The following is a 21,577-nucleotide window of genomic DNA, read 5'->3' as shown; positions in this document are numbered from 1 at the left end:
CAAGTCTGATTTCTTCAAGTCGCCTTGCTAGATATTTTTCCGCCTCTTCGAGGTCGCTAGCTCCAGTGCTTTCGCAAAATCGGCGTCCGAATACTTTCTTGTCAATGACCCAGAACTCACCTCTTTTTTGCAGTCCTGGCGTTCGTTTACGTCCCATTTATTAAAATTCCTTTGTTTTTTTGCTGCAGGACGACCACTACATTGGATATAATCGTCTACCCATGCATCTAAATCAAGCCGATCAAACGCCACTCCTTGTGAGCCAATAGGAATTTCAATTAACATAGGTCTAACTAATTCATTAAATCGATGTCGATCCATTCCTAAATATAAAGGAGCATCTCTAAGTCGGATAAGTCTAGGTAAAAAAGGATAAGTGGCTTTATTAATCATTGTTCCCCATAAATTAAACAAATAGTTTAAACATATTAAACTATTTGTTTAATATAATTCAATTAATAACGTCCTGAAATTTCAAATATTCGAAGAAAACGTAGTTTGGTCTAGCCAAATTGGCGGTCGATTTAATCGATGGAGCAATAAATGATAACCCAAGATTATCCATCTCGGATGCATGAGCCACGCAAGACGTTCTTTTGCAGAATTGGTTAAATTTGCAAAAACCACCGGCAAATCTCATCAAGCTATTGCCTATTTATAAAAACTTTATACCATTGAAAAAATAGCACCCGAGGGGCTGGTAATGAAAAAAAGGATTCTTGATGAGTTTATAGCAAGCACAGGTTACCAGAGGAAATATGCGATCAGCTTGCTTAATCAAAGTAAACTTCCAATTTCCGCCGCTAAAGAAGCAAAGAAGATATCTAAAAGAAAATGAAGTGATACGTCAAGCTCTATTAACGTTATGGCATGCAGCTAATCAAATTATCGGGTATACCGGCAAGTTTCCTAACCGGCACCGGGCTGTTCAACCTTCGGTTTACCCAACCACCAGTGATTCAAAGCTCAAATTATCATATTTGAGTTAGGCTTTATCACCGGATAGTATTGTCGCCAGCAGTTGTAAACTGCCCCCCACAAACGAAAACTGATCCCCCCGATACCCTACTAGAAAAAACTAAATACTTAGGGAGTTCATCTTTATCTCGAAATTCACATCATCGGAGTGCGCACCACCAACCATGTAACTTTGTAACCTTCCTTTCGAAAAGATCTTCAGGTTCGATAGCGCTGTTACCTAGACGATGAAAATAGCCTTTTACTAATTCGGTCATACAGAATTGGAAGTATTATCACTCTTGAGCTCAGCAAACTTAGCGGCCATTGTAGGGTTACCTTTGGTCAGTTTCTTAACAGTTAAATCTTCAGCTTTGTTGTTAGCAAGACGGAGATTGTTTTCGGAACCAAGAAGAGCATCCTTCGTCTTCTGAAGATGGTCAATAGTTTTGTCGATTTCCTCAATAGCCGTTTTAAATTTCTTGGATGCTAATTCATAATTCCGAGCAAAGCCAGTTTTGAAGGCCTCGAGTTCATTCTCGAAGTTCGTGATATCAATGTTTTGTTCTTTTACTAGAGCGAGCTCTTTTTTGTACTTCAGTGAGTTCTGAGCAGCATTTCGCAGCAATGTAATGATTGGAATGAAAAACTGTGGTCGAACGACATACATTTTTCGGTAACGATGAGATACATCAACAATGCCAGTGTTGTAAAGCTCGCTATCAGGCTCAAGAAGTGAAACGAGAATCGCGTATTCACAATTCTTTTCATTCCTATCCTTGTCAAGTTCTTTAAGAAAGTCTTCATTCTTCTTTTTGGTAGCTGTTTCGTCGTTCTCGTTTTTCATCTCAAACATAATCGAGACGAACTCAGTGTGAGCCTCATCAAAGTCACGAAAGATATAATCTCCCTTACTACCAGATCGCGAGTCGTTGTCTTTTTCAAAATACGCTTTAGGAAATGCCATCGCCCGAATACGATTGAACTCAGTTTCACAATGTTGCTCAAGGGTTTCGCCAACCATCTTGGTTGATAAGCGAGCTTTCATGTCACGAAGACGCTCGATCTCGCTTTCACGATCTTTGATTTGTGTTTCATACTTTTCCTTGAGTGACTGCTCAACTCGTTGCTTTTCAAGCTGCATTTGCACAAAGTCATTTTTCAGTTTGTCGCGTTCTCTTTCGATTGCCATAACTGCATCAGTCATGGCAATCTTCTGTGTAAGCTCGATAGATTCGATTTTGGCCTTCAGCTCTTGGATTTCGGCGTCCTTCATTGCAGTAATTTTTTGCCGTTCGTTCACAAGCTTTTCTTCGGCAAGTTGAAAGATGGAAAGATTATCATGTTTTGCTTGTTTAAGCTCATTATCGAGTGCATCACGCTCTTTTTCCAGAACATTTACCGCTTCAGTCACAGCGAGTTTTTGTTCGACTTTACTGGCATCAAGTTTAGCCCTCAATTCCTTGATTTCAGCATCTTTGGTTGCTGCGGTCTTCTCCAATTCGCTGGTGATTTTAGTTGTAGCTAGTTGCACGGCATTCATCTTATCCTTTTCAGCTAACTCAAGCCGCTCTTTTAACTGCTGTTCAAAATCTTTGTCACGAACCTGTTTAAGAATCTCTGCATACCCAGCCTCGTCAATTTTGAATGCTTTCTTGCAGTGTGGGCATATGATGTCATGCATAATGAGGTATCCTTCTTAATTTCGGTTGTGACAGTAGTGGAATTATATAACATTATTTCGTAGAAAGTACTTCCCCAAAGCAGTTAAGACCGTTTCCAGATTTTCAATGATTTCTGCTGCGAGATCATATAGTTAAGGTAGATTGTTCAAATCAGTCAGACTGTTGTCTTTCAACCAGAAAATCTCAAGGCTTATTTTGTCACTCATAATTAGTTCTTCATAACTGTATCTACGCCAACGACCCTCTAGATTTTTTTCGGGGTGCTAAGTTCTTTTACGTTCACATGGATTTTTGGAGTATAACATTCAATAGATCCTGTTAAATCTTAAAGCGCATTGGCTTTTTTTAGGGTGTGATGAACATTGGTAAGGTAATGATAGAACCAGACTTCCTTATTTCAAGAATTTGGGCTAGCGGCTTGGTTGTCAGAAAAAAAAGAACATTTGCTTTACCCCCATTAGCGTAAAAAATACCTGTTGGTAAAAAGAGGAGGGGGTGCACTGTAATATTTTGGAGGAATTTTTTACGGATAGTTTCACCGACACCACCTTCAAATAACACGTTATCTGGAACCACAACCGCGGCCTTACCAGTCTGATATTTAGCATGCTGCGAATGTACTGTACACAGTTAAGCTGCTTGTTTGAGGTGGCTGCCCAGAAATCTTGGTGATTATAGGTCAGATTGCCAGTTTCCTATTTTCCTTCCTGATTTGTAAAACTCATCGAGTTTTCTTACCAAAGGGAGGATTCGCCACTACGTAATCAACGTTGATGCGTCACCAAAGCATGATTCGGAGAAACAAGACTATCAACATCAATTTCGCCAATGATGTGCTAAAACAGATCCATCAAACACAAGCAACGAGTGTTAGCGACTATCTCTTGGCCATGAAAGGTATTGTGCTTTAAAAACTGTCTTTGTTCTTTATCGAGGGAATAGTTTTCAGGCAATTGGAGCGGGTTTTAGGTCAAAAGACTTTATAGAATGAGATATTAAAAGAAGCGGTGAAGCTTCGCCGTGAAAAAAAACTCATCTCGCGACAACCCTTGCTAGGACTGGAAGATTTCGAGTGAAAGCGATTGCTCGCACGTTGAATGTCTCTCGCTCTAATTTAACAGAAAGGCTTAATGCGATGAAAAGAAGAACTCAAATGTATAAAAAAATAGAAGATGAACAAATTCTACCTGCTATTTTAGCAATTACTCATAAACGGAGTAGTTATGGGTATCGACGAGTAAGCACTTTACTCAACCAAGAACTAACTCGACAACAGCAACCGAGAGTAAACCATAAACGCGTCTATCGAATTATCAAGCAAAATCAATTGCTCTAACCCGCTTTGGTAAAGACCAAGGACAACCCATGACCGCAAAATTATCATGCTTAAAAGCAACCTGCGATGGTGCTCGAATTGCTTCACCGTCTAGTGTGCCAATGGGGAGAAAGTCTATGTTGCTTTCACCTTGGATACTTGTGATAGAGAGATTTTAAGTTATATCGCTTCAACGGTAGGTATCAATGGTGAAGCCATACGTGATTTGATGCTTGAAGCCCCTAGAGTATTGTTTTGGTAGGATTGAGCGTCTTCCTCATAAAATTCAGTGGCTGAGTGATAACGGGCCTTGCTATGTCACTAAAGAGAGCGTCGAATTTGCTAGGTCATTAGGCTTTGACATCTACACAACTGCTCTTTATAGCCCAGAATCCAGTGGAATGGCTGAAGCCTTCGTCAAAATTTTTAAGCGAGATTACGTTGCTTTTTATGATGCTTTAAATGCTTATGACTTTATTAAGCAACTTGCTGCCTGGTTTGATGATTATAGTGAAATTGCTCCTCATAAAGGGCTTAATATGATGTCTCCAACGCAGTTTTTAAAAACTATTGCGCGATGATCTTGTGGTTCAGTTTGATAGGGACAACTCCAGATGTGAATATATTTCATCAATCGCTTACGACTTATTTTGTATGCGTAAGAATAATGCTACAATTTTTGATTTGGACTATAAGTATAGGGATTTATGGATGTTTTAGAAAATACACAGAGAGAATTTCAGTCGAAATTTCTTTTCCTTCTTGCAACATTATTTTCAGCAACCTGGTTAATTTCAGGTATAGCAGCTGTGAAATTAGTTTCTTTTTGGGGTATTGTTCTAACTGGTAGTTTCTTCATTTTTCCGATTACCAGCATCCTTAATTGCCTTATCGTAGAAATTTACGGTTATAAAAATGCCCGGCAAGCAATCTGGTCTGGATTTTTACTCAATCTTTTATTTGTATTTTTTATTCACATAGTTGACAAAATCCCTCCATCTCCTTCATGGACACTACAAAATCAATTTCACGATATTCTCGTACCGAGTACGAGAATTATATGTGCTTCTGTAATAAGCTATTTAATATCTGATTTTCTTAATAGTTACTTACTAGCAAAATTAAAATGTAAAAATTACATCCTGCCTAAAAGAATTTTAGTATCGACTATTTGCGCTAGTTCAATTGATATTATTTGTTTCTTTCTTTTAGCTTTTTTTGGGACAATGCCTGGTGATTTATTTTTAAAAATATTCGGGTATGCATATATAAAAAAAATATTGTGCCAAATCTTTTTCCTACCTTTAATTTTAATCCTTACTGACCTTATCAAAAAAAAGGAGGGATTTGAATTATATGATTTTGATACAGAGTTTACGCCTTTTTCTTTAAATAATGTTTATGACTTTCATGCGTATAAAACTTATTCCTCTACCACATCTAAAGCGAAAATTAGCACTAGATGAGTGATGAAATTATATACATAACCAAGTTAAAAATGGAACTTTAATGTCCAAATTTTTTAGAAAAATAGTTAATTACGTCAGGTCAGTTTATCCAATTACTTTTATTCAAAATCGTCCCTACTGTAATCTAAAAAAAATTACAGGCAATAAAATTTATTTTTCTTGCAGAGGGTCAGGCTCTCTACTTCATATAAAATTTGACGATATTATTAATGATCATGCTGTTCTTTCAGATTTTTCTTCAGAACAGGCTTCGTACATAGGTTATTGTTATGGAGAATACTGGGAAGAGTTAACCAAAAAGAATCAAAGCATTGATAGGTGCGATTTTTTTATTATCAACTCTCAAAAAAAATACTCCATATATTCGACTGATCGAAGAAATAATTTATTATTTTTAGACAAAGATACTCAAGAAATTCACACCCTTCCTCTCCTAACAATATTTAATAACAAAGAACTTATTAAAGGATTCGATCCGACTCAAGCTTTTTATATCGGGTTTTTATCAAAAAAATATGAAAAGCGAATTTGCCGGAACCAACCCAAAGTCTCTACCAATAAAATAACCTTGGTCAAATAAGCAACCTATTTTTATTAGGTGAAAGAAAGACTCTTACTTAGTTGATAACTCTCAACCAAGCGAGTAAATTGCCCAATTTCATCACATTCACCCAATGCAAGAATAAAACAATCGGAAATCGAAGAATACTGAGACAAATCATCCTTAATAAGTGTTTTATACTCTTTATTTTTAGTATTAAAAAGAGTCATATGCGGATCAAATAATTTATTATTAAATGGTTTTACTATTTTTATTATTTCTGAGTACATGTCATTTAATGCATCTACTTTATCAGGAAGCAGAGAAACCCAGAAAGTGCTCTCATCAAAAGAAATACAGCTAAAATTTCCAAATGTTAGCTCTAAAGAGTGTTCAGTCAAAGTATTGCATGCATTTTCCCATACCTCGTTTACTTGTTTTTCTTCTGCATAGAATTGGCAGAGAGTCACATGCGGTAATGATTTCTCACCCAGCATGTAATTTTCAGACAAAGTAGAAAATTTTTTTGCAAACTCGATAATCTCATCACTGCTATGCAGCGGTAATAAAGCGATATTATATTTTTTAGGCATCTATTAGTCCTTTATTTATGTCTCGACTGGATAAGCGTTAAAATCACTATGCCAATAATTTCTATTACTTCTTTGTCGTATATAAGCGCTTTTGAACCAGGGATAATTGGCAGTAATTGCCAATCAGGTGAATCAATAACCAATTCTCTCAAAGAGACACTTCTATCCTCTTTAAACCTAATAATGACTAAATCACCATCAATAGGTGGCTCATCCGGTTTCACAACAAAAGTTGAGCCGATAGGAAACCTTGGCGACATTGAGCGAGTACTTTCTAACGCATAACATTTATCGCTAATTATATTTTGTTTGTTTGCCACGACTGGAATCCAACCAGTTGAAGCCTGGGGTACAAAGTGACTATTGAAATCGGATGTTTGAATATATTCCCATGAGAGTATTGGAATAAATTGAGGCTTGCCTGAGTCAAAATTTTCACAGTTCACATTATCAGACAACAAATAATCTAAGCTAACATGAAAATATTCCGCAATTAGCTTCAGAGTAGACAATTTCGGATCGGGAGTAGTCCTATTTATTATCCGATGAATAGTGTTATAAGTTATATTCAACTTCCTAGCTAGCTCAGCTTCATTAATATGATTAGCTTTTAACAGATTAGCCAGATTTTCTGATAAATTCTCAAGTGCGCTTTTTTCTACAGGCTTTTGGTCAGTATTTTCTAGCATTGCTCAAGGTAGCTCCATCTATGATAATTATATTCTTACACATTTATATTATTTTTAAAAGTAATTATTATTTAACTAATTAAATTTACCTAAAGAAAAATATTATTTACTTGCAAGTAAAAATTTATTACTCTAATTAAAATTAAAATACTGAGGAATTCTGCATGGGATGCATTATTGAGTTTAGTGAACCATTTATTCGATTTAATTTTGGAGAAAATAAACACAATCAGAAAATATGGATTGAAGCATTATTACGATTTAAACCAATTAGTCTCGACGATCTGGCGAGTGTTCTTGAGGTACCAATTCAGATATTATCAGAGGTCCATGAAGGAAAAGCATTCTTTTCTGATGATGCTGCCCAACGGTTAGGGCAGTTTTTTTTACTTGTATTCAGTATATAACTTGCAAAATCACTTATGCTAAACATAAGCCCTCGATAGTACACAGCAAATAAAAAATTACAGGCTTATATTAAACAGCCATCTTTTTAAATAAATAGGATTTATTCTTAAAAAAATCTTCTATATTCTGTTACCACTCCAAGCATGAGTACTTCGTTAGGTTTTTTTATATCTATAGTTGCCCACAATTCATTATTTGGCAATAAACGAAATAAGTAACCTTGAACTTCACGATATTTGCGAAGCACTGTTTGTTTTTTTCCCAATAAATAAATAAGAACAAAATCACCAGGCTTAGGGGTTAACTCAGGATTAATTACGATAACATCACCTTTATTAAATTCTGGCTCCATACTGCTATCATCGATGATACTAGCAAAGAGATTGCTATTGCTGTATTCATTTCCTCTATCTATTGTAATTAAATCTTCTGAACTTAAGTGACTGACATCACCATTTGCCTTTGTTATATCTTCCATAAGCAGCACTCTAATTTGTTGAGGACCACTTTGTTCTTTCTTAGGGTTGTCTGTTAAACATAAGAGATAAGAAGCTGATACATTTAATAGTTCTGCTAATAATTTAATTTCTCCTGCCCGAGGGCTTCGTGTTCCTCGTTCCCAATTTGAAATTCTTCCTATAGATAAACCATCTGATTTTGCTGCTAACTCTGTGAGGGATAATCCTAATGCCTTACGTGCCTCGCTAATTCGATGACCTATTTTGGTTCTGAGATCCATACTTACCTCGAAAAAATAAAATCATTGACATTAAACTAAATGTTCAATAATCTTTTTATAAATTAAACTTTTTGTTTAAATTAATGGGTAAACAAATAAAATGTTTATTTTTATAGCAGTTTTTTATACAGATTATCCAAACTTACAGAATGGTAGTCAACATTTATTAACAGAAATGAGAAATTTGCATTTCATGACAAAACTCATTTTAAGATCTAATAGGAGAGTTCATATATGACAATCAGAAAGAGCGAATTTCGATTCACATCAATAGCTGATTTAAAATGAATTTTCTATTAATCAACATGGGTGAGCTTACAGCCCTTCAGGAGCTACCCTATATCCAGCGACTTATCTACCTCATGGGAATCCGTCCCTATATGGATAGAGCAACAGGGATAGTCGGGATTAAACGACGCATCAGTTATCAATCCATACGGGAAGTGTTGTATGTCGCTCCAATTGCTGGGGTGAAAACAGGTAGTCCTAGTCTTCAACAAGTCAAACGAGGAGTAAAATCTTTAGAACGCGCAGGCATAATTTTAAACCAATCAATTAACCAGCAACTTATTTTAAAATGCCTTCTTCCAGACTTGGATAATTTTAACCAAAAAAAGGCCATACCGAAGCCGAACCACGAAGCAGACTTGCAATCTACCAAAATAAATAACTTTAAATCAGAACGTTACGGAAAGAATTGCCTCGAGGTCGAACCACCAAAAATCCCACAGGCCGACATACCTCATATTAATAATAATTATTTTATTTATTTACACTCGCAATTCGAAAAGTTTTGGTCGCTTTATCCGCAAAAAACAGGCAAACAAAAAGCCTGGGAAGCTTTTGAGCAACTTAACCCCTCACAGGAACTAATCACAGAGATGCTTGCTGCTCTCAAACAACAAATCGACAACACACAAAGCCTAAAAGCAAATGGCCAATGGACTCCAAACTGGAAACATCCTGCTAACTGGCTAGCGCAACAGTGCTGGGAAGACGAAATTAATTTACCAACGCTTAAGGGAAACCATCATGAAAAACATCAGCGAAGTGCTGAAAAGCAATCCCCTTTCACTCGGCTCTGGGAATCCTGCCAAAATGGAGCCGATTTTGATTTTGACACCGAGGAGCCAGAACAACCACAACAGGACAACACAAACCCGATCTACCAATCCTGAGTATGAGCGCAAACGCATTGAACGCTTATTTTTACGGTTTGCTACAAGTTACGGCTATTTATGGCAAAACCTTTTTCAAAGCGATTTCGCTATTTTGCAATGGAAAGAAGATTGGGAAACTACGTTGCAACCTTACGATAATCAAACCGTTAAAGAAGCGATAGCGCTTTGCCTAAAGATTTCACCTAGACCACCAACATTGCCTGAATTTGTAGGTTTTTGCAAAAACGCTAATCGTAAAAATAACTTATACCAGCCTGAAAAAGTAGCACGAGCGAGCCCAGAAGTCGCTAAATATCACCTTCAAAAAATGAAAGCAATACTGCATAGCCATACAAGATAAGAGAGAAACATCATGCTAAAACTGAGAAGAAAAAAAGGTGAAATCATTATCATCAATAAAGGCCAAATCGCAATTAAGTTACTCTCTGTTAAAAAATATGCGGTTGTCTTAAATATCAAAGCAACACCAGTAACAGACATGAATTTCAGAAAAGATTTTGTACAATTTAGTCAACTCTTAAAAATTCAACGCCAAGGGGAGTCCCTTTTTTTTGATCAGGGTCAAATTGAAGTGAAAATCATTTCGATTAACCTGCCTAAAAATTCGGTGGAATTCGGCATTAAGGCACCGCCTAAAATTGATGTAGACCGCTTAGAGATTTATCTCCAAAAACAAGCTGAATTAACTGTAAAGGATAGTAACGTCTTTCAACTGAAATGCCTCCCTTAAGGAAAAACTGCATGTCTCGAATCCGTTCTCTCTTAATGCTCAGTGTCTTTTGTGTATCATTTAACCTGGATGCTGCCAATGTCACCCAGATTAATCGGTACGGCACAGTGGAAAATAAGCCATCAGCGGCACAACTAAACCCTCTGCTTGCGGTACAACAAGTCCACTTTCCACAAACCGTAATAACCATCGCTCAAGCTTTGGAATATTGGCTTCAGTATTCCGGTTTTCACCTTGCACCTGCGGATAAAAGGTCTCAAGAACTTCAATTGACACTAAGCCTACCCTTACCTCAAGTCGTTCGCCATTTAGGCCCGCTTACAGTCAAAGAGGGGCTGGAAACTTTGGTTGGCCAAAACGTATTCACCCTCATTACTAATCCTCTACTTCGGGAAATTAATTTTAGGCTCAATCAAAATTTAAAAATTAATCTATCCCATACACAAGGGAGAAAAGCCTAATGCACTTACAGAGCATAAAAAAATGGGGAAATTTTATCCCAATGAGCTTAATGTGTATCGTGACGATCATTATTTTGATCGTACTTAAGCAGCATAAACCTTCAATCGATTCAAGCGAATTTTCTGCCCCTATTAAACAACTCCAATCGCAATTAACCCAATTGCAACATCAACTCACTCATGCTGAAAATCCGGATTTAACTGCCATGAATACACAGTTCATGCAGCTTAAATCCTTAATCAAGGAGCTTAAAACCTCAAATGAACAGGAAATCAATCAATTCCTTCAAGAAAATCATTCAACTTTAAATAATAAACTTGAATCCATTCAAACCACATTAAATGCCTTTAACCAGAAACAGCATCCAGTGCAATTTCTTACCAAAACTGCATTACCTTTTGAGCTAGTCAGCATTGATAGCATTCAACAAATGAGTCTAGTCAGTGTTATTTATAACTACAAAGTAATACCGCTTGAAAAAGACGACTCTCTTGCGGGTTGGACTGTAGCACGTGTTGATTTTGGTAAACAAATGGCGGAATTTGTGAATCGCAAAAAAGAGCATGTCATCGTAACCCTTGAGTATGATGAGGATGAAGAGCATGCTTAAACCAGCAACCATGATCTTTTCCTTACTGTCAGCCCAATGTGTGTTTGCTGAACTAGCTATCCCTCCTCTTGTTCAGCAAAACATCAGCTCCATAAATCTTGAAGATATAACACTTGCAAAAACAGGATTACAAAAAAACGAAGATGATGTCACTGCAGACCAAGACATCAACCAAGTCAATTTATCGGCGTTACAATTGCATGAAGCAAAAGTTTGGGGGCTAACCTTAGAGGAAGAAAAGCGCTATGTCTTATTAATGCAAAACCGCAGTTTAATGTATTACGAAGGCTTAAGACTTACTCCCATTGACATCCTTGGCCTTAATGCGAGAAACGAAGCCGAACGTAATCATTTCGCTGAGTTAGCAGCCAACCAAGAAGCACAAAAAATTAGTAAAAACATCGCTTGGAACAATGCCTTTTACAAATCTTACAGCAAACTTTTTGCTCATGTCCCCATTGTTGGTAATTTTGATCCTGCCCCATTTTCACCTTATGCCTACAGACCCTTGCAATTAAAACCAGGCGATAACCTCTATTTCTTTATTAAACCTAATGATGCCGTGCAAACTATTCTTATGATGCTACAAGATGCTATTGCTACTGCGCCTAATAGCCATTTGCATATAATGATTTTAGGGAGCGATAGCTTAAGCATTCAACTCTTCGCAAATCAGCATCAAATTCCTCTGCATTTGGTTAACAGCGGCCAAATTACCCTTAATCAAGGCGACCTTCATTTTCAATCGTTAGACTTAAACACAAAGACGACCCCATTGCTATTATTAAGTGCTCACGGCCAATCCTCTATTGTCGATTTGGGGAGATTTTGAGCATGAAAAATCAAACTTTTCTTTGCCTTTTCCTCATCATTGGTTCTTGCTATGGCTGGCAAATTGCAGAACTTCGACAAGCCAATGAAATGCAACAAATGCAAATCACGCAAGCATCTTTAAAGCTGCAAGAAAAACTTGATGCCAGATTACCCGCAAAGAGTAAAGCGACAAGCGGCAGTGTGGCGTCACACCATGTAAACCTTGCTCATTTTTCTTATCCCTTATTTATCTTAAGCGCTGATGCACTGTCTTATCAGTGGTTAAAAACACATAGCCAAGAATTAGAAGAAATAAATGCCATTGGCTTTATCACCAATATTGAAAATTCACAGCAGCTTAATCGCTTACAGGAACTCACCAAAATGCCTTTATTACCTGCCAATGTGGATGACTTAATGGCATTACTGCATGAAACCCATTACCCCCTCATTTTTAATAAGGGTAAGGTATGGCAATAAGTAGACAAACAATACAAACTAGAAGATTACTCATTCGTGTGATTCAAGCCCTATTCTTAGGTTGGTTATTACTCTTAGGACTAACACTCATTTTTTGGATCCGATTCGGTTTTGAGAAGACCACAGGTTTTATCCAAACGCTGACGATTAGCCAATGCAGTAGATTACCTGTTTCGTTAGATTGTAAGCTGTGGTTTGAAGAACAGACTCTTTCTTCTTTAGAAGGTTACAGCCAACATACCCAAACCTATATTAACTACTTAAACTCTTTCCATATCCCCGTTGATAGGGAATTAAACACGGCTTTAGCTAAACTCTCCTTAAGCCTAAAACAATTTTGGGATCTTACGCGTTTAACCTTCTCACTTGTATCTATCAAACTGTTAGTGATTATCACGGGGATCCCACTTTTTTTGCTTGCAATAACCGTTGGCCTTGTTGATGGTTTAAACCAACGCGCTATCCGCACCTATTCTCTTGGTCGTGAGTCCAGCTTTGTTTTTCATCAATTAACCCGCCAAAGCAAAAAATTACTATTGTTGCTGATCACCGCCTGGGTAGCACTCCCGATTAGCTTTTCACCCGATGTTTTATTTATTCCAGCAAGTCTTTTGTTCGGCTTACTTGCCTCATTCACTACTTGCCGATTTAAAAAATACGCTTAAGGAGAATCATGAAACGTTTATTGTTGTTAATACTCCTCATTGGGATGAGTTTTTCATCAGTCGCTGCTAATGAGGAATTAAACCAAACCCTAGTACGTGTTATTCAACAATTGAATGCGCTCATGCCTTTATTGGATGAAGCACAAACTGAAATTAAGCCGAATGAACGTATTCAATTGCACATTGAATCGTTTGAAGGAGCCGATGGGAAAATGCATGCTGGATTGCGTGATGATGTGCTGCTTATTCGCGATAGTTTAATCGATTACATTAATCAACCCATCATTGAGCCTAAAATTATACCACCTCTGCCTCTTGACTTCATTGGAAAATAACCATGAGTAATGCCGACTTAAGCCAACAATTCGCCATCAGTTTTGCTCATGCTGCCGACGGACTTACTGTAACCATGTTTGCTAATAGCATCCGCTTTTTGGCGTTAATGTTAATGATTGTTGCAATCCTGTTTAGCATAAATCAGTTCATGGCTGACTTAAAGGCACAAGAGGATTTTTTAACTCAGTTCGCTTTTCGCCTTATTCGTCTCATCATCGCTTGCTGCTGTTTTCTTTTACTGTTAACCACTAAGGGGTAATTCAATGAAAAATTTCACATTCTTCTGCAAACAGAGTTTTCAAAAAATTGGGGCAGGTTTAATCAGCTTTTATTATGCTCCCATTCTTTTTGCCGATAACTGGGTGCCTAAAATCACCGATGCCGACAACATCGGCGATGGCAGCAAAAGCATGATGACAGTGGCGAGCAACTATGTGAAGCAAGGCTTAAGCCTGCTGCTTTTTATCGCTTCTGTCGTAAGTTTCATTAAGTTCATTACCACCATCCAACATGGGATTGAAGAAGCAAAGAAAAACGATGGCTCAATGGTCGCCTTTGGCACTTTCGCCGTAATGGGCATTACCTATTTAGCCATCAGCGTTGTCGCAGGTTACGTCGGCTACAGCATGGTCTCTAAATTCACCCTTTAAGAATAAATCATGAATCAACCTTCCTCACGCCACTTGACTTACGACTATGAGGCCTACAAGGGTTTAAGTTTAAAGGAGCTTTTTTGGATAGTCGTGGTTACCACGCCACTGACGAGTCTTGTGTTTGCTCTTGTAGGCTTAAATTGGGGTTTCTCACTTGCACTTAGTTGCATTGGTTTTTTACTGGGCTTTGTTCTTGCGATTACCGTCTGTCCTAAACAAATAGCCCGACTTAAAACAGGAAAACCGAAATGCTATTTGGCAAAGAAGATAAGGATTAAGTTGAGCCGCTGGGGTATTTGTCGGCGGGTGTACTTAAATTATCAAGGCCTGTGGCAAATTACGAAGACACTAGGGGAATAGATGTTTAAGTACTGGAAAAAAATTGACAGCCTTAATCAATTAAATCGCCTCTTGCTGCTATTTGTGGTGCTTCTTGGGATGATTGTTTCAGGGCTTCTCGTAACCTTAGGCCTTATACCTAAGCGTTATGAATTTTGGCTCTCGCCTGCGATTACCAGTAATGGTGGCTTAATGGTATCCAATGAAATTCCTAACGAATACGTACAAGGCTTTGTTGCCACTTTAGTGCCAGCATTAAACAGCTGGTCTAAAGGAGGCAAAGCCGAATTTGCGCATAATTTATCAACTTATCATTATTATTTAACTCCACGACATCGTGAGCTTCTCAAGCAAACCTTGATTGCTTACGAAGAAACTCAATTGTTTAATCGCGCTCAAGTCGCAAGCCTTTATCGATTTATGGAAGAAAACGATGTAAAAAAAATTGCACCCAATCTTTGGGAAGTGCATTTAACCCTTCGCATCAGTCAACGAATTAGTGATGCAAGTCCGATGGTTATTGCCGATAAAGTTGTCGATTACCATTTTCGCGTAGCCAGAGTGTACTTATCGCGTCTTAATAACCCTTTCCAATTAGCCTTAGATGGTTATACCCAACCAGAAACCCTTGTCAACGATTTGTTGGCATCTCCCACAAAGGATAAACATGACAACATTTAAATGGTTAGTGCCCCTCTTTGTTTTTTTAGCAAGTGAAGCTTTTGCACTGGAAACTAACCACATTTTATGGGATAAAACACCGATAGCAGTTCAGCTATCTTTAGAGAATGAACAAATCATTCATTTCCCAAAGCCCATAAGTATCATTGATAACGAAGCAGGCGAAAATCTTGCCGTGCTTAAAGTTAAAGATACCCTCTACCTCAAAGGAAAAGACGCTTTTCATAAGAAGCGGTTGATTGTGCAACTCATGCCGCAAGGTGAAGTGGTTATCTTAAATCTTTCAGCTGGCGAAAAAACTTTAGAAGGCAAAGCACTCGATATTTTGCTTGAAAATAGCAGCCAAGATCCTTCTAAAACAGATCCAGCAGGGCAAGTCATTTCCTTTGATGTCAATGCGATTACCCTTACTCGTTTTGCCATTCAATCGCTCTATTCCCCACAACGCTTAGTGAATATTCTAGAGGGCATTAATCGCATCCCCATGCAAACCAGACGGCAAATTTCGCTCTATTCAGGTGCAAGCATTGAAGCACGGCCATTGATTTCTTGGCAGCGAGGCTTGCTTTATATCACTGCAGTTGAACTTAAAAATTTACTCAATAAGGAAGTGACTATCGATCCACGCCATTTAGTAGGGCATTGGCAAACGGCAACATTTTATCCTACCAATACCCTAGCACCAAGAAGCCACGAGGATACTACTACCGTTTTTCTTATTTCCGATAAGCCTTTTGCTAATGCTTTAGCGGAAGCTGGGGAGTATGTGCGATGAAAAAACACGCCAGCCTTAAGATTTTAACAGGGACAGTGATTGGGGTTACTCTTTTAATCCTCTTTAATCATAAAACCGCAGGACCTGTGGATGAAAAAGCGAATGATCCAAATAATCTTAATGAAGCAATTGCCAGCCAATTTAATGACAACATTCGTGATGTAGCAGCGCGGCTACAAGAGGCAGAGAAAAAATTAAGCCTGCTGGAGGAACAAAATAACACACTAAAGACGCGCTTACCCATAACAAATAACGCTAATCCATTCGCAGAGGAACTTCGAACACTTAAAGAAGAAGTCACTCAGCTTAAATCAGCAGGAGAGAATAAAGCGTATCCCATTGAACGCATTAGCACCGACTCGTCACAAAAAGGCAACAGCATTAAAGACATCGATCAACTACTTATCCAACGAGAAACAAATCCTCGAGAATTGGCTTATTGGCAAAATTTAAACGAGACATCTGCATCCAGATCTGAAAAAGGTTCTACTCTCTCTCAAGCGAAAAAAAGAATTCCCTATTACACTATCCCGGCAGGTTCTGATTTAGGCCATACCACCTTACTCTCAGCATTAATTGGTGAAGTGCCGGTGGAGGGAAAACTCATGCAACCCCTTTTTCCTTTCTCAGCCATCATCAGTCGTGGTGATTTAATGGCGGCCAATAGCATTCCTTTACCGCCTGCCATTTCGGGCATGAAAATCAATGGATATGCTATCGGCGTAGGTTCCTTTCTCGATAACATCAGCTGCGTCAGAGCCTATGTTACTTCCGCCTTGTTTGTGTTTAGCGACGGCCATTTTGTCACGGTAGGTAAAGAACAAATGCAGGGTAGCGCTGAAATGATTAATAACGAAAGCTTAGGCTATCTAACTACCGCTTTCGGTAATCCTTGCATTAAAGGTCAGTATTTGAGTAATGCCCCTCGTGTGCTTGCTGCCATGGTAGCAGCCGAAGGGGTAAAAGGATTTGGTAATGCCCTTTCACAATGGCAAATGAGCTATACCACCAATGGTAACAGTATCATGAGCACACCCAATGGCTCGATGGTGAATTACGGCTTAGGAGGCAGCCTATCACAAAGCACAATCAAAGCTGCCGATTGGCTTGAAAAGCGCATTCAAGGAAGCTTTGACATGGTGTTTATCCCTGCGAGTATCCCTTCTTCCTTCGGTTTTAAACCGCAGCAATTTTCCTTTCATTTAACAAAGACCATTCAATTAGATAAAGACATTCACGGGAGACGATTAGATTATGGTCAAGCACCGCAAATTAGTCATGATTTTAGCCTTTAGCCCTGTTTTTCTCATCACCGCTTGCACTTCATCAAAAGTGACAGCCCAAGCCATTCCTGAAGGGGGATTAACGGTAGGCCAACTTTATCAACAGAGTGTGAATGAGCCGACTGAGCATTGGTCAGTTAAACACCCTTTATTGCAGCAAGTCGATTATGCCGGCTATACGCAAACGGCTGCCAATGAAATCAATGCATTATTTAAACCCATAGATAACCCGCAAATTCCAATCTATGTTTTCCCGCATGTAGCCCTCATTGGCGATGAACAATTAATTAAGCCTGGTTATACCACTGCTTTTTTTCTCTATAAGCAAAACCAATTTGCCCTAGCTTCTGAATCTTACTAAGGACAGCCATGAAACAGCGCATTTTACAATTAGGCAATTGGCTTATGGGAGAAACCAATCCCAAAGCCGTTTCAGAAAAAGCAGTAAAAGCACGCTATCAAGACATGACGCTTTCCTTACCTGACCACCTTGCTATTGTCGATTTTTGCGATAAAACCAATGTGTTTTTATTAAACGATGGACTTAGTGTGGGCTCAGGGTTTGAACTGGCCAGTATTCCTACAGAAGCAGCTTCCCCTGAATATTTAAGTGCCCTCTTTCAAAAAATTAAGGAAACATTTACCTCCGTAGTACCTTTAGAAAAAGAAGACCCGTGGATAATGCAGATCTATGTCAATGATGACTACAGCTTAAAACCCGTATTGCACCACATTAAGCGGACAATCGAACCTGCAATTGCTGAAACGTCATTTACGCAAGATTATTTAAAAAGGCTTAACGATTTATTTTATAAAATGACCCGCCCAAAAGGTCTATTTATCGACCCTAAAACAGATTCTCCATACCGGGGTAGAAGACGGCGCGTACGCGTGTTGTTTTATCGACTTTATCGCAGTGCAAAGCCTTCGCGCGAACAAGCCCTTATCGAACATCAAGAAGTTTTAACCCAAATTGAAAGTAAATTAAAATCGCCTGGCCTTGAGCTTAAGCGCTTAGCGGGTAAGGATTATTACTACTGGTGGGTGCGCTGGTTTAATCCTAAACCCGCCCTCACTGGAGGTGATGTGGATGCGTTATTGCATCAATTTCCTTATCCAAAAGCTAAGCGCGCTGCCAATTTTAATTTAAGTCAATCGGTCTTTTTTACACAAGCTCAAAGCAAGGCACAAGGGTTTCTCTTTGATGGGCTTCATCATCGAATTCTCTATGTGGATGGATTAAGGGAAGCTCCGGAAATTGGCTTGTTTTCTCGAGAAAAACCACAAGCAAATCCCAAACACCGCTATGCACTCATCGATAAACTGCCTGAAGGTGCAATTTACACCCTACAGGTGGTGTTTAGTGATGACTTAAGCCTTGATGCTCATCTAAGACGATTAGAAAAAGGCATTGTCGGCACAAGTTTAAAACCGCAGCAAGTCAAAAATGACATTAAATCGGCACGCGATGAATTAGCGATAGGTAATCGCTTGTTTTGGGTCAATCAAGCGGTTTTTTATCGTGCCGATTCTGAAGGTGAGGCTAATCGCATGGAAAAAGAATTAAAAGACTTGTTTAATGAGGCGAAAATGCCGCTAATCGCTTCAACTTACGATTTACACCCCTTAAACAGCTATTTAAATGCACTGCCATTTAACTTTATTCCTCAGTTTGCACGAGCCCACCTTCGCTTTGACCGCTTAATGTACGCCTCTGAGCTGGCAGCCCTTTTACCCGTCTATGGCCGCAACCAAGGGGCAAAACATTTGCCCTGTTTTACCTTTTTTAATCGTCTAGGTGAGCCAGTGCTCTTTGATGTGCTTCATCCTGATTTTATCACGCAAAACTCTCATCTTGCCTTATTTGCTAATTCCGGCGGGGGCAAATCTGTTGCCACGGGCTGGATGATTAATTCGCTCATGGCAATAAAGGATGCTCGTATTGTGCTTTTTGAAATGGGTAATTCTTTTGATCGCATGCTAATTCATGCGAAAGCTTATGGCAAAAAAACTAAGCAATTACTCTTAAGTAACAAAAAAGAGGAAGCCGTTCCTTTAAATCCTTTCTGTGAAGCCTATAAAGCCATTCCAGAAATTTCTGAGCAACTAACGGAAGAAGAAGCCAACTCGCTTGCTAAAAAAATGATGGAACTACAATCAGGACTCGCCGAAAAAGCAAATCCTGCTGAACTCGCTTGCAATGACAGCTCACGCAATTATCTTGCTGAATTAGCCCTTGCACTTCGTACCATGATTACCGAAGCGAACGTATTGGAAGAAGAACAATTTACTCTTGCTGATGAAACACTGCTTATTGAAGTGTTAAACGATGCCATTTTAACCTCGTTTAAGGAAAACGTGCCGCAAATGCTCACAGAGCATGTCGTGCTTGCCTTTGCGCGCCGGTTAAATCGCGAAACGGTCCCGCGTAAAAAAGACCGTCTTTTAGATTTTCATGACCGTTTAAAAAGCTATGTGATTAACAGCAGCAAGGCACGTTTTTTTAATGTGCCCACAGAGCCTCTCGATGATTTCGATATTTTTCATATCGACATTTCAGCAATTAAGGACGACCCAGGTAAGCTTGCGTTAGTAATGGTCTCTCTACTTCCCCGTATTTTAGCGATAGCGGAAGCCACCCAAAACGATAATCGTCCTACCTTTTTATTCATTGATGAATCGCATTTGCAATTTCAAATTCCTAGTGTGGTAACCAGTTGCTTACTAATTGCCAAAGTAGCGAGAAAATTAGGGCTTTGGTTAGTGGCCATCACGCAAAATGTTAATGACATGAATTCAGAAAAAGCCACAAAAATTTTATCCCTCATTGAAACATGGATTTTATTAGGTCTTGATGAGAAAGAAATCAGTGATGTAAAGCGCTTTAAGCAGCTAAGCCCACAAGAAGAAGCCTTAATCCGTGATATTGACTCCCCAAAAGGCCTTTATGCCGAGGCGGTGTTGTTGGGTTCACGCTACCAAGGTTTATTTCGCGTCATTCCACCGCGTTACTTATTAGCCTTACTCATGAATGAGAAAACAGAAAAAGCTGAACGTAATCAGCTGGAGAAAGATCACGATGTCCTGAAAGCAGCTGAACTTCTTGCCGAACGCTTGGAAAACAAACCGCAGCAGGCTATTGATGCGAGGGCTTTTTATGAAGACTAGGTTAATTTCTGCAAGCCTACTGATTTGCGTTTGCGTTCATGCCCAAGAAAGCATTAACCCTCGCAATCCTATCAGTACGCTTGGCATTGCCACTAAGGTGTTAAGCAAAACAGTTAAGAATAGCCATTATAAAATCATCGGCAGCTGCACCTGGGCCGTCACAAAACCTGCGCCTCAATTAATTGAAGTTCCAGCTGTAGAGCAATTTATACCGGATTTAATTGTTACTGTAGCCAATCATCCTGAATCAAACCCATGGATTGAGGCGAAAGCGCTTTATGAAAACCCAGCGTCGATTGCTCTTTATCAAAAAACGTATCAACTCGCCACAGGGTTTCCTTTAGCTTTCGGTGATACAAGTGCGCAGATAAGTACAATGCACACCAATGAGGCAAGAACACGAGTGGTGAATGTGATTGGGAGCCCTGCTGGGTTTTATCGGCTTCCTGAGGTGTCGCATAAGCCTGAAACACAATTTGGCTTTCCTTACTATTTAAGTGAAGCTGATGCCATTTCAGATCGTACCGAAATCGCCGAAATTGCCTACATGGCTACTCACCCACAGCTCTTAATCAATCATACGATCGGCAAACAAGGTCAAGTGTGGGGAAATGAAATCCCACGTATCATGCAGATATCCAATCCATCACGCTTTCGCGCATCCGTTGTGGCGGCGTTGCATGCTGCTGATATCGTGACCAATAAAAATAGTCTCCATGTCACCCAAAGTACAAAGAATTCCTGCGGGAAAAATTGCGTAGTAGCCAATGTCATTTTTGACCCTCAACAAAAACAAGTCATTTGGCAGGAAGTTTATCCTAAAAATCGCAACATCTCTTTTGCTGCTGACGATGAAGGCATTACAGATGAACTACTCGGTAATGGCAATTATATCTTTGTGGTCTGGCGAAAATACCGTGGCTGTGTTCAACATGAGGGCAAATTAATATTGCCCTTATCTTTTCCGAAAGTCAGTCGTCCTCAAAAACGCTAAGAGAAACGCTC

The 21,577-nt window shown here is 39.0% G+C and carries 30 protein-coding genes; 24 read left to right on the top strand and 6 right to left on the bottom strand.

All coding sequences use genetic code 11. The features are described 5' to 3' along the window. Window positions 1-27: 27 nt before the first annotated feature. A complete protein-coding gene (locus tag B5D33_RS16755) occupies window positions 28-393 on the bottom strand; it encodes a hypothetical protein (protein ID WP_058453508.1) in 366 nt (121 codons plus the stop codon). Between the two features lie 310 nt (window positions 394-703). Between B5D33_RS16755 and B5D33_RS16955 the strand changes: the two genes are divergently transcribed. Then, window positions 704-838: a hypothetical protein gene (locus B5D33_RS16955; RefSeq protein ID WP_267889336.1), complete on the top strand. Its 135-nt coding sequence runs from the start codon at window positions 704-706 to the stop codon at window positions 836-838. Between the two features lie 393 nt (window positions 839-1,231). Here the strand turns inward: B5D33_RS16955 and B5D33_RS12145 are convergent, their stop codons facing one another. Further along, the gene (locus B5D33_RS12145; protein ID WP_058453507.1) at window positions 1,232-2,641 is read right to left on the bottom strand and encodes a DUF2130 domain-containing protein; all 1,410 of its coding nucleotides are present in this window, start codon (window positions 2,639-2,641) and stop codon (window positions 1,232-1,234) included. Window positions 2,642-2,987: 346 nt separating this feature from the next. After that, a complete protein-coding gene (locus B5D33_RS17075) occupies window positions 2,988-3,272 on the bottom strand; it encodes an N-6 DNA methylase (protein ID WP_327393841.1) in 285 nt (94 codons plus the stop codon). A 505-nt stretch (window positions 3,273-3,777) separates the two neighbouring features. Here B5D33_RS17075 and B5D33_RS12135 point away from each other — a divergent pair. From B5D33_RS12135 to B5D33_RS12120, 4 genes are all read left to right on the top strand, one after another. After that, the gene (locus B5D33_RS12135; protein ID WP_133140985.1) at window positions 3,778-3,978 is read left to right on the top strand and encodes an IS3 family transposase; all 201 of its coding nucleotides are present in this window, start codon (window positions 3,778-3,780) and stop codon (window positions 3,976-3,978) included. Between the two features lie 212 nt (window positions 3,979-4,190). Continuing rightward, complete coding sequence (locus B5D33_RS12130) at window positions 4,191-4,538, top strand: integrase core domain-containing protein (RefSeq protein ID WP_078767442.1); 348 nt, start codon at window positions 4,191-4,193, stop codon at window positions 4,536-4,538. A 126-nt stretch (window positions 4,539-4,664) separates the two neighbouring features. Beyond that, the gene (locus tag B5D33_RS12125; protein WP_058453506.1) at window positions 4,665-5,423 is read left to right on the top strand and encodes a queuosine precursor transporter; all 759 of its coding nucleotides are present in this window, start codon (window positions 4,665-4,667) and stop codon (window positions 5,421-5,423) included. A 43-nt stretch (window positions 5,424-5,466) separates the two neighbouring features. Further along, window positions 5,467-6,006 carry a hypothetical protein gene (locus B5D33_RS12120; RefSeq protein WP_058453505.1) on the top strand — a complete coding sequence of 180 codons (540 nt, stop codon included), beginning with the start codon at window positions 5,467-5,469 and terminating at the stop codon, window positions 6,004-6,006. Window positions 6,007-6,020: 14 nt separating this feature from the next. On the opposite strand, the gene B5D33_RS12115 is transcribed toward B5D33_RS12120, so the two are convergent. Both B5D33_RS12115 and B5D33_RS12110 read right to left on the bottom strand, forming a co-directional pair. Continuing rightward, the gene (locus B5D33_RS12115) at window positions 6,021-6,560 is read right to left on the bottom strand and encodes a 2'-5' RNA ligase family protein (RefSeq protein ID WP_058453504.1); all 540 of its coding nucleotides are present in this window, start codon (window positions 6,558-6,560) and stop codon (window positions 6,021-6,023) included. 11 nt (window positions 6,561-6,571) lie between these two features. After that, window positions 6,572-7,249, bottom strand: coding sequence for a helix-turn-helix domain-containing protein (locus B5D33_RS12110; RefSeq protein WP_058453503.1), 678 nt, complete (start codon window positions 7,247-7,249; stop codon window positions 6,572-6,574). 164 nt (window positions 7,250-7,413) lie between these two features. On the opposite strand from B5D33_RS12110, the gene B5D33_RS12105 reads away from it, so the two are divergent. Continuing rightward, complete coding sequence (locus B5D33_RS12105; RefSeq protein ID WP_058453502.1) at window positions 7,414-7,656, top strand: hypothetical protein; 243 nt, start codon at window positions 7,414-7,416, stop codon at window positions 7,654-7,656. A 107-nt stretch (window positions 7,657-7,763) separates the two neighbouring features. Here B5D33_RS12105 and B5D33_RS12100 read toward each other — a convergent pair whose 3' ends face one another. Continuing rightward, window positions 7,764-8,396, bottom strand: coding sequence for a helix-turn-helix domain-containing protein (locus B5D33_RS12100; protein WP_058453501.1), 633 nt, complete (start codon window positions 8,394-8,396; stop codon window positions 7,764-7,766). Between the two features lie 284 nt (window positions 8,397-8,680). Here B5D33_RS12100 and B5D33_RS12095 point away from each other — a divergent pair, with 284 nt between their 5' ends. From B5D33_RS12095 to B5D33_RS12010, 18 genes are read left to right on the top strand one after another with little or no spacing between them, the layout of a single operon-like run. Continuing rightward, the gene (locus B5D33_RS12095; RefSeq protein ID WP_058453500.1) at window positions 8,681-9,574 is read left to right on the top strand and encodes a hypothetical protein; all 894 of its coding nucleotides are present in this window, start codon (window positions 8,681-8,683) and stop codon (window positions 9,572-9,574) included. Continuing rightward, window positions 9,507-9,917: a hypothetical protein gene (locus tag B5D33_RS16375; protein WP_133140984.1), complete on the top strand. Its 411-nt coding sequence runs from the start codon at window positions 9,507-9,509 to the stop codon at window positions 9,915-9,917. The genes B5D33_RS12095 and B5D33_RS16375 overlap by 68 nt, the downstream gene beginning before the upstream one ends. 12 nt (window positions 9,918-9,929) lie before the next feature. Then, the gene (locus B5D33_RS12085; protein ID WP_058453498.1) at window positions 9,930-10,307 is read left to right on the top strand and encodes a carbon storage regulator; all 378 of its coding nucleotides are present in this window, start codon (window positions 9,930-9,932) and stop codon (window positions 10,305-10,307) included. Between the two features lie 11 nt (window positions 10,308-10,318). Continuing rightward, window positions 10,319-10,768: a PFGI-1 class ICE element type IV pilus protein PilL2 gene (pilL2, locus tag B5D33_RS12080; RefSeq protein ID WP_058453497.1), complete on the top strand. Its 450-nt coding sequence runs from the start codon at window positions 10,319-10,321 to the stop codon at window positions 10,766-10,768. Window positions 10,769-10,818: 50 nt separating this feature from the next. Beyond that, window positions 10,819-11,379: a hypothetical protein gene (locus B5D33_RS12075; RefSeq protein WP_176119741.1), complete on the top strand. Its 561-nt coding sequence runs from the start codon at window positions 10,819-10,821 to the stop codon at window positions 11,377-11,379. Beyond that, window positions 11,372-12,211: a TIGR03759 family integrating conjugative element protein gene (locus B5D33_RS12070; RefSeq protein WP_058453495.1), complete on the top strand. Its 840-nt coding sequence runs from the start codon at window positions 11,372-11,374 to the stop codon at window positions 12,209-12,211. The genes B5D33_RS12075 and B5D33_RS12070 overlap by 8 nt, the downstream gene beginning before the upstream one ends. 2 nt (window positions 12,212-12,213) lie before the next feature. Beyond that, window positions 12,214-12,672, top strand: coding sequence for a PFL_4695 family integrating conjugative element protein (locus B5D33_RS12065; protein ID WP_058453494.1), 459 nt, complete (start codon window positions 12,214-12,216; stop codon window positions 12,670-12,672). Beyond that, complete coding sequence (locus B5D33_RS12060; protein WP_058453493.1) at window positions 12,663-13,337, top strand: IncC plasmid conjugative DNA transfer DtrJ family protein; 675 nt, start codon at window positions 12,663-12,665, stop codon at window positions 13,335-13,337. The genes B5D33_RS12065 and B5D33_RS12060 overlap by 10 nt, the downstream gene beginning before the upstream one ends. Window positions 13,338-13,345: 8 nt before the next feature. Beyond that, window positions 13,346-13,672, top strand: coding sequence for a hypothetical protein (locus B5D33_RS12055; protein ID WP_058453492.1), 327 nt, complete (start codon window positions 13,346-13,348; stop codon window positions 13,670-13,672). 2 nt (window positions 13,673-13,674) lie between these two features. Beyond that, window positions 13,675-13,932, top strand: a complete 258-nt coding sequence (locus B5D33_RS12050; RefSeq protein WP_058453491.1) for a hypothetical protein — start codon at window positions 13,675-13,677, stop codon at window positions 13,930-13,932. Window positions 13,933-13,936: 4 nt separating this feature from the next. Continuing rightward, the gene (locus B5D33_RS12045; RefSeq protein WP_058453490.1) at window positions 13,937-14,323 is read left to right on the top strand and encodes a hypothetical protein; all 387 of its coding nucleotides are present in this window, start codon (window positions 13,937-13,939) and stop codon (window positions 14,321-14,323) included. A 9-nt stretch (window positions 14,324-14,332) separates the two neighbouring features. Beyond that, window positions 14,333-14,686 (top strand): TIGR03750 family conjugal transfer protein, encoded by a 354-nt coding sequence (locus B5D33_RS12040; protein WP_078767441.1) that lies wholly within the window; start codon window positions 14,333-14,335, stop codon window positions 14,684-14,686. After that, complete coding sequence (locus tag B5D33_RS12035; protein ID WP_058453488.1) at window positions 14,687-15,346, top strand: DUF2895 family protein; 660 nt, start codon at window positions 14,687-14,689, stop codon at window positions 15,344-15,346. Continuing rightward, window positions 15,333-16,121, top strand: a complete 789-nt coding sequence (locus B5D33_RS12030) for a TIGR03749 family integrating conjugative element protein (RefSeq protein WP_058453487.1) — start codon at window positions 15,333-15,335, stop codon at window positions 16,119-16,121. Before B5D33_RS12035 ends, B5D33_RS12030 begins: the two co-directional genes overlap by 14 nt. Beyond that, window positions 16,118-17,416: a TIGR03752 family integrating conjugative element protein gene (locus B5D33_RS12025; protein ID WP_058453486.1), complete on the top strand. Its 1,299-nt coding sequence runs from the start codon at window positions 16,118-16,120 to the stop codon at window positions 17,414-17,416. The genes B5D33_RS12030 and B5D33_RS12025 overlap by 4 nt, the downstream gene beginning before the upstream one ends. Next, complete coding sequence (locus B5D33_RS12020; RefSeq protein ID WP_058453485.1) at window positions 17,376-17,765, top strand: TIGR03751 family conjugal transfer lipoprotein; 390 nt, start codon at window positions 17,376-17,378, stop codon at window positions 17,763-17,765. The genes B5D33_RS12025 and B5D33_RS12020 overlap by 41 nt, the downstream gene beginning before the upstream one ends. 8 nt (window positions 17,766-17,773) lie before the next feature. Then, window positions 17,774-20,572, top strand: coding sequence for a conjugative transfer ATPase (locus B5D33_RS12015; RefSeq protein ID WP_058453484.1), 2,799 nt, complete (start codon window positions 17,774-17,776; stop codon window positions 20,570-20,572). Beyond that, window positions 20,562-21,566, top strand: coding sequence for a TIGR03756 family integrating conjugative element protein (locus tag B5D33_RS12010; RefSeq protein ID WP_058453808.1), 1,005 nt, complete (start codon window positions 20,562-20,564; stop codon window positions 21,564-21,566). Before B5D33_RS12015 ends, B5D33_RS12010 begins: the two co-directional genes overlap by 11 nt. The last annotated feature ends 11 nt before the right edge of the window (window positions 21,567-21,577 follow it).

The sequence above is a fragment of the Legionella maceachernii genome, from assembly GCF_900167045.1.
In the GTDB taxonomy this organism is placed as follows: Bacteria; Pseudomonadota; Gammaproteobacteria; order Legionellales; family Legionellaceae; genus Tatlockia; species Tatlockia maceachernii.
The sequence above is the reverse complement of the archived record's forward strand: the minus strand, read 5'-3'. Positions and strand labels throughout refer to the sequence as shown.

Bases quoted from the DNA above. Each gene is read 5' to 3' on its own strand.
- B5D33_RS16755 (WP_058453508.1), bottom strand. From the start codon at position 393: ATGATTAATAAAGCCACTTATCCTTTTTTACCTAGACTTATCCGACTT.
- B5D33_RS16955 (WP_267889336.1), top strand. From the start codon at position 704: ATGAAAAAAAGGATTCTTGATGAGTTTATAGCAAGCACAGGTTACCAG.
- B5D33_RS12145 (WP_058453507.1), bottom strand. From the start codon at position 2,641: ATGCATGACATCATATGCCCACACTGCAAGAAAGCATTCAAAATTGAC.
- B5D33_RS12135 (WP_133140985.1), top strand. From the start codon at position 3,778: ATGAAAAGAAGAACTCAAATGTATAAAAAAATAGAAGATGAACAAATT.
- B5D33_RS12125 (WP_058453506.1), top strand. From the start codon at position 4,665: ATGGATGTTTTAGAAAATACACAGAGAGAATTTCAGTCGAAATTTCTT.
- B5D33_RS12120 (WP_058453505.1), top strand. From the start codon at position 5,467: ATGTCCAAATTTTTTAGAAAAATAGTTAATTACGTCAGGTCAGTTTAT.
- B5D33_RS12115 (WP_058453504.1), bottom strand. From the start codon at position 6,560: ATGCCTAAAAAATATAATATCGCTTTATTACCGCTGCATAGCAGTGAT.
- B5D33_RS12110 (WP_058453503.1), bottom strand. From the start codon at position 7,249: ATGCTAGAAAATACTGACCAAAAGCCTGTAGAAAAAAGCGCACTTGAG.
- B5D33_RS12105 (WP_058453502.1), top strand. From the start codon at position 7,414: ATGGGATGCATTATTGAGTTTAGTGAACCATTTATTCGATTTAATTTT.
- B5D33_RS12100 (WP_058453501.1), bottom strand. From the start codon at position 8,396: ATGGATCTCAGAACCAAAATAGGTCATCGAATTAGCGAGGCACGTAAG.
- B5D33_RS12095 (WP_058453500.1), top strand. From the start codon at position 8,681: ATGAATTTTCTATTAATCAACATGGGTGAGCTTACAGCCCTTCAGGAG.
- B5D33_RS12085 (WP_058453498.1), top strand. From the start codon at position 9,930: ATGCTAAAACTGAGAAGAAAAAAAGGTGAAATCATTATCATCAATAAA.
- pilL2 (WP_058453497.1), top strand. From the start codon at position 10,319: ATGTCTCGAATCCGTTCTCTCTTAATGCTCAGTGTCTTTTGTGTATCA.
- B5D33_RS12075 (WP_176119741.1), top strand. From the start codon at position 10,819: ATGTGTATCGTGACGATCATTATTTTGATCGTACTTAAGCAGCATAAA.
- B5D33_RS12070 (WP_058453495.1), top strand. From the start codon at position 11,372: ATGCTTAAACCAGCAACCATGATCTTTTCCTTACTGTCAGCCCAATGT.
- B5D33_RS12065 (WP_058453494.1), top strand. From the start codon at position 12,214: ATGAAAAATCAAACTTTTCTTTGCCTTTTCCTCATCATTGGTTCTTGC.
- B5D33_RS12060 (WP_058453493.1), top strand. From the start codon at position 12,663: ATGGCAATAAGTAGACAAACAATACAAACTAGAAGATTACTCATTCGT.
- B5D33_RS12055 (WP_058453492.1), top strand. From the start codon at position 13,346: ATGAAACGTTTATTGTTGTTAATACTCCTCATTGGGATGAGTTTTTCA.
- B5D33_RS12050 (WP_058453491.1), top strand. From the start codon at position 13,675: ATGAGTAATGCCGACTTAAGCCAACAATTCGCCATCAGTTTTGCTCAT.
- B5D33_RS12045 (WP_058453490.1), top strand. From the start codon at position 13,937: ATGAAAAATTTCACATTCTTCTGCAAACAGAGTTTTCAAAAAATTGGG.
- B5D33_RS12040 (WP_078767441.1), top strand. From the start codon at position 14,333: ATGAATCAACCTTCCTCACGCCACTTGACTTACGACTATGAGGCCTAC.
- B5D33_RS12035 (WP_058453488.1), top strand. From the start codon at position 14,687: ATGTTTAAGTACTGGAAAAAAATTGACAGCCTTAATCAATTAAATCGC.
- B5D33_RS12030 (WP_058453487.1), top strand. From the start codon at position 15,333: ATGACAACATTTAAATGGTTAGTGCCCCTCTTTGTTTTTTTAGCAAGT.
- B5D33_RS12025 (WP_058453486.1), top strand. From the start codon at position 16,118: ATGAAAAAACACGCCAGCCTTAAGATTTTAACAGGGACAGTGATTGGG.
- B5D33_RS12020 (WP_058453485.1), top strand. From the start codon at position 17,376: ATGGTCAAGCACCGCAAATTAGTCATGATTTTAGCCTTTAGCCCTGTT.
- B5D33_RS12015 (WP_058453484.1), top strand. From the start codon at position 17,774: ATGAAACAGCGCATTTTACAATTAGGCAATTGGCTTATGGGAGAAACC.
- B5D33_RS12010 (WP_058453808.1), top strand. From the start codon at position 20,562: ATGAAGACTAGGTTAATTTCTGCAAGCCTACTGATTTGCGTTTGCGTT.